The sequence below is a fragment of the Leuconostoc fallax genome (assembly GCF_004354645.1).
Lineage (GTDB): Bacteria > Bacillota > Bacilli > Lactobacillales > Lactobacillaceae > Leuconostoc_B > Leuconostoc_B fallax.
This window is the reverse complement of the sequence record NZ_PUFI01000005.1, coordinates 204,608-217,118: the sequence shown is the minus strand read 5'-3', so window position 1 is coordinate 217,118 and position 12,511 is coordinate 204,608. Positions and strand designations below refer to the sequence as shown.

The 12,511-nt window shown below is 37.4% G+C and carries 13 protein-coding genes; 4 read left to right on the top strand and 9 right to left on the bottom strand.

Going from position 1 to position 12,511, the window contains the following annotated elements; all coding sequences use genetic code 11:
* The first annotated feature begins 44 nt into the window (after nt 1-44).
* From C5L23_RS01620 to C5L23_RS01610, 3 genes are all read left to right on the top strand, one after another.
* A complete protein-coding gene (locus C5L23_RS01620; RefSeq protein WP_010008838.1) occupies nt 45-419 on the top strand; it encodes a YueI family protein in 375 nt (124 codons plus the stop codon).
* 1 nt (nt 420) lies between these two features.
* Complete coding sequence (locus tag C5L23_RS01615) at nt 421-1,707, top strand: replication-associated recombination protein A (protein ID WP_010008839.1); 1,287 nt, start codon at nt 421-423, stop codon at nt 1,705-1,707.
* A 359-nt stretch (nt 1,708-2,066) separates the two neighbouring features.
* On the top strand, nt 2,067-2,513 hold the full coding sequence (locus C5L23_RS01610; RefSeq protein ID WP_010008841.1) for a universal stress protein: 447 nt from the start codon (nt 2,067-2,069) through the stop codon (nt 2,511-2,513).
* Nucleotides 2,514-2,569: 56 nt separating this feature from the next.
* Here C5L23_RS01610 and C5L23_RS01605 read toward each other — a convergent pair whose 3' ends face one another.
* The 7 genes from C5L23_RS01605 to C5L23_RS01575 form a co-directional block, all read right to left on the bottom strand.
* Entirely contained in the window at nt 2,570-3,703 is a 1,134-nt protein-coding gene (locus C5L23_RS01605) for a D-alanine--D-alanine ligase family protein (protein ID WP_010008842.1), read from the bottom strand.
* A gap of 36 nt (nt 3,704-3,739) precedes the next feature.
* Nucleotides 3,740-4,744 carry a DUF2785 domain-containing protein gene (locus tag C5L23_RS01600; protein ID WP_010008843.1) on the bottom strand — a complete coding sequence of 335 codons (1,005 nt, stop codon included), beginning with the start codon at nt 4,742-4,744 and terminating at the stop codon, nt 3,740-3,742.
* A complete protein-coding gene (locus tag C5L23_RS01595; protein WP_133264192.1) occupies nt 4,744-5,961 on the bottom strand; it encodes an FtsW/RodA/SpoVE family cell cycle protein in 1,218 nt (405 codons plus the stop codon). Before C5L23_RS01595 ends, C5L23_RS01600 begins: the two co-directional genes overlap by 1 nt.
* A gap of 71 nt (nt 5,962-6,032) precedes the next feature.
* Nucleotides 6,033-6,242, bottom strand: coding sequence for a DUF2969 family protein (locus C5L23_RS01590; RefSeq protein ID WP_133264191.1), 210 nt, complete (start codon nt 6,240-6,242; stop codon nt 6,033-6,035).
* A gap of 1 nt (nt 6,243) precedes the next feature.
* Nucleotides 6,244-7,236 (bottom strand): rod shape-determining protein, encoded by a 993-nt coding sequence (mreB, locus tag C5L23_RS01585; protein WP_010008847.1) that lies wholly within the window; start codon nt 7,234-7,236, stop codon nt 6,244-6,246.
* 112 nt (nt 7,237-7,348) lie between these two features.
* Nucleotides 7,349-7,570, bottom strand: coding sequence for a DUF1146 family protein (locus tag C5L23_RS01580; protein ID WP_010008848.1), 222 nt, complete (start codon nt 7,568-7,570; stop codon nt 7,349-7,351).
* 27 nt (nt 7,571-7,597) lie between these two features.
* Nucleotides 7,598-8,380 carry a PaaX family transcriptional regulator C-terminal domain-containing protein gene (locus C5L23_RS01575; protein ID WP_010008849.1) on the bottom strand — a complete coding sequence of 261 codons (783 nt, stop codon included), beginning with the start codon at nt 8,378-8,380 and terminating at the stop codon, nt 7,598-7,600.
* A gap of 86 nt (nt 8,381-8,466) precedes the next feature.
* On the opposite strand from C5L23_RS01575, the gene C5L23_RS01570 reads away from it, so the two are divergent.
* A complete protein-coding gene (locus C5L23_RS01570) occupies nt 8,467-9,429 on the top strand; it encodes a DMT family transporter (protein WP_010008850.1) in 963 nt (320 codons plus the stop codon).
* A gap of 57 nt (nt 9,430-9,486) precedes the next feature.
* Here the strand turns inward: C5L23_RS01570 and nrdG are convergent, their stop codons facing one another.
* Both nrdG and nrdD read right to left on the bottom strand, forming a co-directional pair.
* Entirely contained in the window at nt 9,487-10,104 is a 618-nt protein-coding gene (gene nrdG, locus C5L23_RS01565) for an anaerobic ribonucleoside-triphosphate reductase activating protein (RefSeq protein ID WP_010008851.1), read from the bottom strand.
* Between the two features lie 8 nt (nt 10,105-10,112).
* The gene (gene nrdD / locus C5L23_RS01560; protein ID WP_240034417.1) at nt 10,113-12,323 is read right to left on the bottom strand and encodes an anaerobic ribonucleoside-triphosphate reductase; all 2,211 of its coding nucleotides are present in this window, start codon (nt 12,321-12,323) and stop codon (nt 10,113-10,115) included.
* Nucleotides 12,324-12,511 lie beyond the last annotated feature (188 nt).

Genomic DNA, 12,511 nt, shown 5'->3' with positions numbered 1-12,511 from the left:
TACTGCGGTATAATAGATTAAACTTATTTTTTATAGGAGTAGTTATGGACATTAATGATCGCCTACAACAATCCCAGAAAACCACTGGTACACCTAAACTTAATCCCGATGAACAGAATCGATACTTAGGAACATTTAGAGAGCGAGTGCTCATTGCAATAAAAGCCTCTCAAATTGCTGATACACATGTCCAAAATGAATTCTTAAATTATCTCAAGAATCATAGTGATGGCAAAGTTTTGATTAATCAAAACTTAGCACAGAGCTCTTTTACAACATTTGTTAAGCAAGCCACCGCCACCCATCATCCTTTTACATTATTATCAGATCATCCTACTGCAACGCAACATGATGATGCCATTGCTGTTCTATTGGCATCAGATCATGCTGTTAATATTGATAATATCTACATTTCATAATATGACACAAGAGCCTTTAGCATATCGTATGCGTCCCAAAAAAATTGAACATATCGTCGGTCAGCAACATTTGGTTGGCAAAAATAAAATTATTTGGCGCATGGTGCAAGCACATCGTCTAAGTTCAATGATTTTATATGGTCCACCAGGTACAGGTAAAACAAGTATTGCTAGTGCCATCGCAGGTTCTTCCAAATATGCTTTTCGCGTTTTAAATGCAGCTACAGATAGTAAAAAAGACCTACAAATTGTTGCTGAAGAAGCCAAAATGTCTGGGTCTGTTGTTTTATTGTTAGATGAAATTCATCGTCTTGATAAAACGAAACAAGATTTTTTACTGCCTCATTTGGAATCTGGCAATATTATTCTAATCGGTGCAACCACAGAAAATCCCTATATCAATGTCACACCTGCTATCCGTTCACGAACACAAATATTTCAAGTTTATCCTTTAACGGAAAATGATATACACCAGGCTATTCAACGTACATTAAATGATAAAGAAAATGGTTTAGGTAACTATGCTGTAACAATTGATGATCAAGCAATGAAGCAATTAACCCAAGCCACCAACGGTGACCTTCGTAGTGCATTAAATGCGCTTGAATTAGCGGTGCTGTCAACATCTCCTGAAAATGATGATACGATTCACCTCACTTTATCTGCTATCGAAGAAGTCACGCAAAGAAAAGCTTTGAGTGCCGATAAAGATGGCGATGCGCATTACGATGTTATTAGTGCCCTACAAAAATCTATTCGTGGCTCAGATGTTGATGCCGCTTTACATTATGCCGCTAGGATAATTGAAAGTGGTGATTTGAATATTTTAATACGCCGTTTAGCAGTCATTGCTTACGAAGATATTGGATTAGCCAATCCCTCTGCTGCTCAGCATACAATTTCAGCTATTCAAGCAGCACAAATGTTAGGTCTCCCTGAAGCTCGGATTCCAATTGCAAATGCTATTGTTGAATTATCTTTGTCGCCAAAATCAAACTCAGCTTATTTAGCCATTAATCAAGCACTAGAAGATGTCCAAAAGGGAAAAGCAACCCATGTCCCTGTCCATCTTAAGGATAGTCATTACAAAGGCGCAGTAGCTCTCAATCATGGTGTTGATTATAAATATCCACATGATTATGAGAATGATTGGGTTGCACAACAGTACTTACCTGATGAAATACGCTCTCAAACTTATTTTCAGCCAAAAGGTAATTCAAAAATTGAATTACAGCTCAAAGAAATTAATGAAAATCTAAAAAAGCGTCAACAAAATGAACTATCTTAATTTTATGAATGTCAAGACTACTTTTTCCATGTATTCCACGATATAATATAAGTGAATTCCTCAGGTATACGATTCACTTCACCATCAGTTTTTTCCTTACAACCTTTTAATTGGAAGAGGACACCTAATCCGAAAATATGCCCTATCATTTGGTCATTTGACGATTCTGCTGGAATCTTCCACCTCGACAATTTCGAGGAAAATCTGCGAAGTGTTTAACGGTACCAATTGAGTGTTCCGAGTTTATCTCGTAGCCCACATCATCTGATGTGGGTTTTTATATATATTTTGCAAAAAACTATTATTTTCTTCATGAAAGCGCTATACTTAAGGTACAGAAAGAAACGGAGGATGTTATCATGCCAACGAATTATCACAAGATTTTAGTACCAATGGATGGCTCAAAGGAATCTGAAGCTGCCCTCGCACGTGCTATCGAACTAACTAAGGATGCTGGTCCCGCAGGTGATTTATCAATCTTAAATGTTATTGATACTCGTGCATTCCAGAACGTTGCTAGTTTTGACGATACAATGGTTGAAGCCGTTTCAGACGAAACACGCAAGAGCCTTGAAGGTTATAAGAAGCAAGCACAAGATGCTGGTGTTGCTAATGTAAACTTCATGATTGAATATGGTTCCCCTAAAACTTTGATTGGTAAAGAAGTGCCAAATGAGCTACAAGCAGATCTTATTGTTATTGGTGCTACTGGATTAAACGCTGTTGAACGACTTGTTATTGGATCAGTTACTGAATATGTTACACGTACTTCAAAGATTGATGTCTTGGTTGTTCGTGCACATTAATCTCACTCTAAGTCATAAAAAAAGACGATCATGATGATCGTCTTTTTTGTTTGCTTTTACGCATTAAATTTACCAATCTTCTCTTCACCTAAGGCGACGAAAGCATAGCTTAATTGCGCATTTCGTTCAAACTCAGCAAATCCTAATTGAATTAATTCATCTACAAGTTGAGCATTATCCATGTTGGTATCATCCCATAATCTTGGGAACAAAGACATATTCGTAAATCCTGGTAGTGTATTGGGTTCACCAAGATACGGTATACCATTCTCATCAAGCAAGAAATCCATACGTGCTTCACCACGTAAATCTAAGACCTGATAAGCTTTCAAGGCCATATCTTTTACTTCTTGCGTCACTTCGGGCGTTAGTTTGGCTGGAATTTCAAATAAGACAGATGAGTTATCGACAAACTTATTGCTGTAATCATACCAAGCATCCCCGTCCCCTTGGTTTGGTACGGTATGCGCACCAATCACTGAGACAATAGGCTTTTCATTACCTATCACGCCAACTTCAAGTTCACGAGGTCCCTTCACTGCTTCTTCAATCAAGACTTTATAATCATATTGGAAAGAATCTTGTAATGCTCTTTGATATTCTAGCTCATTTGTAACACGAGAAATACCAACTGATGATCCCTGATTAGCTGCCTTAACAAAAACAATATCGCCTAGTTGTGTTTTAACATCTGACCAACGCCAATTATCAACACTTTCTGGACTCACAACAATATATTTCGTATTGCGAATACCATTGACTGTTAACAACTCTTTTGTTAATACTTTATCAAAACTAACAGCATGCCCTCTTAGTGGTGCACCAACAAATGGCTTATTTAACAATCTAAATAGTCCCTGTAATGTCCCATCTTCACCTAAATTACCGTGTACAACTGGGAAGAAAATATCAAACTGTCCAGCTTGACTAATGGCTTTAATTCTAGCTAGCGGATCTTTTTCATCAACTTTAGCCATAAATTCATCTACAACCATTTGCTCATCTTCACCCTCAAAAATACGGCGTGAAGCATCTGGATCTAAGAAATAGCCATTTTGCGCAATGCTAAACAAAGTGACATCATATTTACCAGTTGCCATAATGGCATTATAAATATTCTCTGCCGAACGCTTCGACACATCGTGCTCTGATGAATTACCACCAAATACTAAAGCAACATGTTTTTTCATAGTATTTCTCCATTCTTAACTCATTACAGCTGATTGTTACACCAAAAAATCACGCGAACTTAGGACATAATCCCAAATTTTTTGTGGTACATTGTCTTCACCATACAACACTATGCTATCAAAAAAACGTGCTCGATTATAGATTGTATGCCACATTTTTTCTTCACGTGGTGGTTGCAATGATACCAAATCTCTTCGCCAAAATTTCAGATTCAGTAAAATATACTCGGCATACACATCACTCTGATTAGCCAATCGCATCGCAACGTCAATGATTCGTTGCGTTTCACCCATAACTAACGGCTCCATTAATGCCCGATAACCTGTTAATAATGTTGCCAACAGAAATAACTTATCTGCTCTGACTAATTCAGGCATGGCAGAGAGCTCAGTAATTATACTGCTCATGTGATTAAAAGCATGCGCCCAGCCGTTGTCTTTGATAAAACCACGGCCATCACGTTCCAATATAGCATATAGCGCAACTTGATCAACCACCATATCAAGCTGTTCTATCGTCAAGAATTTTTGCTTTGTCCAGTGATAATGTAATAACAAAGATAATACTAAAATACTAAACGATCGGCGATAAACAGCATCATTGTGTGGTTCAAAAATATGTGCAAATAATTGATGATCAGATATTAGAAATTCTGCCATCCAGCTAAGTTGACGTTGCGTCAGCCACTCTCCTTGAATTGCATTACTCAAAAATGTGAATGCCCCATCATCTCGATAACGTGGTGATTGATGCGCTAGCTGTTGTAAAACTAACAATAAATTTTCATCACTAATTTCAGAATCAACATATTCAGCATGGGTTTCTTTTTCTAAAGCATGCCAGTATTTCTGATATTCTTGCATGAATTTTTCAGCTTCTGTACTCAGTGGTGGCGTATCAACAACTGAAGCTTGCTGAACATATGGCATATTTTCAGCCAAAGCAAGCAATTGACTACCAAGAGACTGATACAATTGCCCGTTTTTCACTTTTTGTCGTAAGTGACTTAAATTCGTTCTTCCCTGTTCAAATGATAACATTAGATTGAAAATCCTGTCGATTCAGTAAATGCAGACGATTGTTTTTGATAACCAATAGACAATATTAGACCTGTACCAATAAGATTTCCCAACAGTGAAGACCCTCCTTGAGAAATGAAGGGTAGCGGAATACCTGTCAGTGGCAAAAGGCCAATACTCATACCAATATTTTCAAAGACATGAAACAAAACCATCATAACAACACCTGTTGCAATATATGCATAAAAGGCAGTCTGGGCCTTAAATGTGTCCTGAATCATCATGACAATAAAGGCAAAATAAAGCACAATTAAAAATGTACCGCCAATAAATCCAAAACTCTCACCAATGACAGAAAAAATCATGTCCGATTCACGAACTGGTACATAAACTTTGAGATTTCCCCAACCATTACCAAAAATCTGTCCGGAACCAATAGCTTTTAAACTTTGGTAAGTCTGATAACCAGTGTTCGATGTATCTTGGGCAGGATGCAACCAAGAATCCACACGCGCAAATTGATAAGCCTGGAATCCAAATTTAGACAAAACAGTACGTCCCAAGGTGGACGTTACCAATGCTAAAGCTGTGATACCAAACGTTGTAGCAATTGCGATAACAGGTGCTAAAATACGCCAAGTAACACCAGAAACAAGTGCTACCCCACCAAATATTGCCGCAAATACCAATAACGTGCCTAAATCATTTTGTAAAGCAATTAACACAGCAATTGGTGCGAAACAAAGCGCCATCTTACCTAACAAGAGCCAATCAGAATGGGTTTCATGCACTGGTTTCTCGCGATTGTGCTCAACAACAACCCGACTCAACATTAAAATAAATGCCGGCTTAACCACTTCAGATGGCTGAAATGATAGTGGTCCGAAGACAAACCAAGATTTGGCCCCTGTAGATGCCGCCATTGATCGATTATAAAAAATGAGCACTGCAACTAACAAGAAGAGACCAACACCGTACGCAATGGGCGCTAAACGCCATAGTTGCGTGGCATCAAACCGTACCAAGAATACAATCAACACAGCCCCAATAATCCAAAATACACCTTGAATAGCTACTGGCCTGAGTGCGCTGGCTAGTGTTGCGCCATGCATATGCATGGCTGCCTGAAATAACGAACTAAGACCAATCATCATAAATAGCAATAGTGCTAAAATAATGCCCCAATCCAAATCATTTTCAGTTACTTTTTTATTTTTCTGATTAGAAAACTGTTGCATGCTACACCCTCGTTATGCATAAAGCGATTGTTCATCACAATCGCTCACTGGAAACTTTTGATATACCAATATTAAGCGTACAAATTATAGCTTGCTAAAATTTCCTGCAACGCTTGATCTTGGCTTTTAGCCTGATTAATGACGGTTTGCTTACCAAAGACACCGTTAAATCCACGGGCAGACTTTTCAATATAGCCAATCATTTCGCCATCAACCAAAACCTGTAACTGTTGATCTTGCTCTACTAGGTCCACGCTGAAATTTTGATTTTTTTTACGCATTTTATAATCCTCGACGACGTGTTTTCATATGTTCTAACAAAGCGCCAGCACCCTTAGCAACATTATCTAACGGTGAATCTGAAACGACAACTGGTACCTCTAATGCATCGGACAATAACTGATCCATTCCATGCAATAAGGCACCACCGCCGGTCAACATAATACCACGGTCAATGATATCTGCAGCCAATTCTGGCGGTAATTTAGATAACACAGAATGCGCTGCACGGACAATCTGTTGTAAGGTATCATGTAATGCTTCTTCAACTTCATTAGAATTAATCGTAATGGTTTTTGGCATACCTTCAAAATTATCACGACCACGGACTTCCATGGTAAGTGGTTCATCAACAGGTAAAGCGGAGCCAATTTGAATCTTAATTGTTTCTGCTGTACGTTCACCAACAATCAAGTTATGTCGACGCTTTAAATAACCGACAATATCAAAGTTCATTTTATCTCCAGCGACACGTATTGACTCTGAAACAACAATATCGCCTAATGACAACACTGCAATATCCGAAGTACCACCACCCATATCAATAACCATAGATCCAATTGGCTTAAAGATATCCAGTCCGGCACCTACTGCCGCAACCTTAGGCTCATATTCTAGGTAAACTTTGGCACCACCAGCTTTTTCTGCTGCTTGTATAATCGCTTTACGTTCAATTTCAGTAATATTTGTTGGCGCACAAATCATAATATTAGGCTTTGACATAAAACCCTTAACATTTAATTTGTCCACAAAGTAAGTTAGCATTGCTTCTGTAACATCGAAATCTGAGATTACACCATCTTTCAATGGTCGAACAGCACGAATATTACCTGGCGTACGACCAACCATACGGTAAGCTTCTGAACCAACTGATAAAACACGGTCTGTTTTATCATCTACTGCAACAACAGAAGGTTCATTTAAAACAATCCCTTTACCTTCAACATAAATTAAGACGTTGGCAGTTCCTAAATCTATGCCGATATCTTTTGCCATGATAGTTTCCTCTTTTAACATTTATACTTAATTATCGTGTGGCAAAAAATGCCATAACCTATTTGATTATATCATATTTTGTTCATTTTCTTAGGGGTAATCTTGGCTAGCTTTATCGTAATAATACGTCAGGAACACTGGTAATCCAATTGAACATTGTTAAGAAAAAGCTTGCTAAAAGATAGCCCATTATAACGGCTAAAATAACCTTTAAGACAGCCGCCTGAAACGGTGTAAACGGCATTATTTTCTCAAAATTAATAGGCCGAATAGTCCAAAAAGAAAAGTAAATAAAAATAATATTAAGACTAATGCCCAAAATGGGTTGCATCATAAGTATATCTCCTTTAAAGCATCATTATTATGAAAACATAGGTACTACTAGCCTAGCATACTCTGATTGCTTGGGATATAATGTCGCAATTTCATTATATGTTTGAATTAACAAGTCCATTGTCTGCCGGCCAATCCAATGATCAGGTAATAAACTAATTGGTAACATAGGATCTCGTAAAAATGTGTCATTAATATGCATGCCGATATCTAAATAAACATTGAGTAATGCTAATTCTTGTTGGGGTAGATTTTGACGCTGATGACGAATCCAATCAAGTTCCGTTTCGTAAAAAGCAACGATATCTTTTAAACGCCAAACATCATAAGCTTCAGATTTGGATAACGTTGCGTTAAGTAACGATGTTCGAATAATTTTCACTCGATCTTGCACTTGATTTTCAATCGCTAATTGTTGGACTACCTCTTGATACGGCCACGGTGAAATCAAAACAGAAGATGTATAGGCACCAAAACCATAATCCAGTAAGCTATTTTTAAACATCTGTTTTGAGCGTCGCATTGTTTCAGGAATGCGCAGTAAGACAATTGTCCACTCATCAGTAAATACTTGATTATAGTTAGCATATTTATGATTAATATCAGATAACCAACGCTTCCCAGCTGGTGCCAATCGATACCATCCGCGTTTGGTACTGGTAATTTGTTTAGCTTGTTTTAACTTGGACAAATTATTTCTAATGGTCATTTCATTGTAATCACGCTGAGTATAGATATCCACTAAAGTCTTCGCTTCAACTTCTTCTCCAACATCAATGAGGTGTAGTATTTGCTTTTCAATGGATTGCATTTGACAAACCCCTTTTATAAATTATAATTATATCAGTTAGTTTTTTATAAAAAAATATTATATCATAAATATGGAAAGCGCTCATTATGAAAAAAACCTATCTCTATGTCATCATTTCAACATTTTTATTTAGCTCAATGGAAATTTCTTTAAAAATGGCCGGTGGTTCATTTAGTGGTATTCAGCTTAATTTTCTACGCTTTTTAGTAGGCGGTATAGCACTGCTCCCCTTTGCGCTTCATGCACTTAGCCGTGAGCATCAACGCATTCATTTGAAAGATATGGGTTTATTTGCATTCACCGGTCTCATTGCTGTAGTCGTCAGCATGTCCTTCTATCAAGTTGCCGTTGAAGTGGACAAAGCCTCAACTGTTGCGGTTGTTTTTAGTGCCAATCCTATTTTTGCACTTATCTTTTCATATCTTATTCTAAAAGAAACGTTGAGCCGATCAAATTTAATTGCGGTCATTGTATCAATTGTCGGTTTGCTAATTATTGTAAATCCAACACACTTAACAGATCCTTTGGGGCTTAGTTTATCGATTATAGCAGCATTGACATTTGGTTTATATTCTATTATTTCACGTTGGGGTTCTATGCGTCATCATTTCAATGGTCTGACCATGACAAGCTTTACATTCATATTTGGTGCGATTGAACTAGCCATCTTAATGGGTATCTCTCATATCCAATCAATTGCAACTGGTCTCTTACAAAATCCAAAACTCAGTGAATTCGCAAATATTCCTTATTTTTCAGGTATTACCTCAAGCAATGCTTTCTTACTATTATATATTTGCCTTGGTGTAACTGCTGGTGGATTTGGCTTTTATTTCTTAGCTATGGAAACATCTAATGTTTCCACAGCTTCGTTGGTATTCTTTATCAAACCCGCTCTTGCACCTATCTTAGCTCTGCTTATTCTACATGAAAAAATTACATTATCCACCTGGTTAGGTATTATTGTGATTGTGATTGGTTCAATGATTATGTTCATTGGTGACCGTTTTGCCAATCAAGATAATCCTATGCCACATGCACATCATTAAACATTTTCTACAATAAAAAACTTGCTGGTGTCGTTGACGACCCAGCAAGTTTTTTATTTAGCGTACTAATTTATCCCAAATCACAACCTCACCTTGAGCTAATGATTTTTGAACATCAATAATGCGTTGATTCGAACTACCGCGGAATTGTAAAGTAAGATCTTTTTTGGCTAATAGGAAACGACCATCAACTAAAATATCAATCTTCGATAATAACGCTTTCTTATCATCCGACTCAACTTGTAATTCATCCCAAGTATATCCCGTCCAAGACCAAATATCCTTATCGTGACCAAATTCGCGATGAATACGATCAACTAGCGCGATACAAACATTCGTATTGAGAAAAGGTTCGCCACCAAGCAACGTCAAGCCCTGAACATAACTTTGACTTAAATCTTGAATAATTTGATCTTCTAGTTCCTGTGTATAAGGTTGTCCATAATGGAAGTTTTGCGCAACCTTGTTATAACAACCTGGACAGCTAAATTTACAGCCACTCACATAGAGGCTACAACGTACGCCTTCTCCATCGACAAAATTAAACGGCTTATAACTTGCCACATAATCCATACTCAAGTCTTCTGCTAGCCATTCTTGTGGTTTAGGATTCTTAGGCTGTCGTACTCTTTTAGGTCGCTGACGCGGTGTGGCAGTCTCGATTTCTTCTGACATATTGTCTCCTAACCTTGGCGTGCTGCACTTGTGGCATCATTTCCTAAACTCATATGCTTAACACGTGTGACAATTTCCTTATGCCGACCATGAATCATTGGGCGTTTCTGTGGATTGCCTAGATAGCCACATGTTCGCTTCACAACATCACAAGTTTCAGGATTTGTGTTACCACAATCTGGACATTTAAAGCCACGTTCCGTAGGCATAAATTCACCCTTAAAACCACATTCGAAGCACTGATCAATTGGTGTATTTGTACCAAGATAACCAATTTTATCATAAGCATAATCCCAAACAGCTTCCAATGCTTTTGGATTCTGTTTCAAATTTGGATACTCACAATAATGAATAAAGCCACCGGAACAATACTTAGGGTAATCTTTTTCAAAGTCTAATTTTTCAAAAGGTGTCACTGGCTTGCGAATATCATAATGGAAACTATTTGTATAATAATCTTTATCTGTAATATTGGGTACTAATCCAAATTTCTCAGCATCTAAACGGCAGAAAGTATCTGTCAAACTTTCACTTGGTGTACCATAAACGCTGAAATGATAACCATACTCATTACCCCAGTCGTTACAGTGTTCCCAAAGATTTTTCACGATATTAACAGTAAATGCTTTGGCTTCTGCATTGTGTTCCCAATCGGGGCCATAGAAAGCAGCACCAACCTCATATAATCCAATATATCCTAAGGAAACTGTTGCTCGCTTATTTTTGAACAACTCATCAACACTCTGATCTTTTTCCAATCGTTTTCCAAAGGCACCAAACTGATACAAAATAGGTGCATTCTCAGGCGTCGCATCTTTAACACGATTAACCTTAAAGACCAATGCTTCTCGGCATATATCTAGTCTTTCTTCTAGAATTTTCCAGAATTTTTCCGTATCACCATTGGCTTCCAAAGCGATTCTTGGCAAATTAACCGTGACAACGCCAAGGTTCATCCGTCCTGCATTCACTTCTTTACCATTTTCATCATGCCAACCCTGTAAGAATGAACGACATCCCATTGGTGCTTTAAAACTACCTGTTAATTCAACAATTTTGTCATACATTAAGATATCAGGATACATACGTTTAGTTGCACAATCAACAGCTAATGATTTGATATCATAATTAGGTTCTCCTGGCGCGAAGTTTAACCCCTTTTTAATTGTAAAGACTAATTTAGGGAAGATTGCTGTACGCTTTTCTTTTCCCAAACCTTCTATTCGAATTTGTAAAATAGCTTTCTGTATCTCACGTTCAATCCAGCTCGTTCCTAAACCAAATCCAACAGTAGTAAAAGGCGTTTGTCCTTGTGATGAGTATAATGTGTTAATTTCATACTCCAACGCTTGCATGGCATCATAGATGTCTTTTTTTGTTTGTTGCTTGGCATAATCAATTTGTTGTTCAGCATCACTAATCCATTGCTTAGACTCGGTAAGATGCTTTTGATAATTTTTTTCTGCAAAAGGCGCCAACACTTCGTCAGTACGATCTGAAGAACAGCCGCCATACTGACTTGATGTTACGTTTGAAATAATTTGAACCATCTGAGCAGTTGCCGTTTGAATTGATTTTGGTGTTTCTACTTCAGCATTACCGATTGTAAAACCATTCGTTAGCATTTCCTTAAAATCAATTAAACAGCAATTTGTCATTGGACTATAAGGTTGATAATCTAAATCATGCCAGTGAATCTCACCCTTCATATCAGCGTTAGCCACCTTGGGTGGTAACATTTTCAACCCAATAGCTCTAGCAACCGCTCCAGCTGTTAAATCTCGTTGTGTATTGAAAATATGACTATCCTTATTGGCATTCTCATTCACAACTGCACTGTCTTTATTAATCAGGCGTTGAACTCTAACATTAACATCGGTTGCTTGACTCCGTTCAAAATCACGGCGCGCACGATAGTTAATATATTCCTCGGCTAAATCAAAAAAGTGATGTGCCAGCAATGATTGTTCAACAATGTTTTGAATTTCATAAATTTTAACATCGTCTGTAAACCGCTTTTTAACTTCTTCTACAACATCAAGCATGACATCTTCAAGTGCTGCTTCGTCGCTTGCGTTGCCCTCCCCCTGAATCTTTTGATTCGCCTTATTTAAAGCAACCAATATTTTATGATAGTCAAATGTGACACGCCGACCATCCCGCTTAACCACTGCTACATTGATTGGATCTGCAATAACTTTTACCCCGATTTCAGACACTAATACTACCCCTTTTCATTTATGTTATTGATGACATATATCATATCAATCAAACTACGGTTATTATAACGCCTATTTTTTTTCTATCCTCAAATATAAAGGTTCTGGTCTTTTTGTTAATTTTTTTGTTAAATAATTAACTTGAAAATGATACATTACAACAGTTAAAAATGTGCTAAAATATTTAA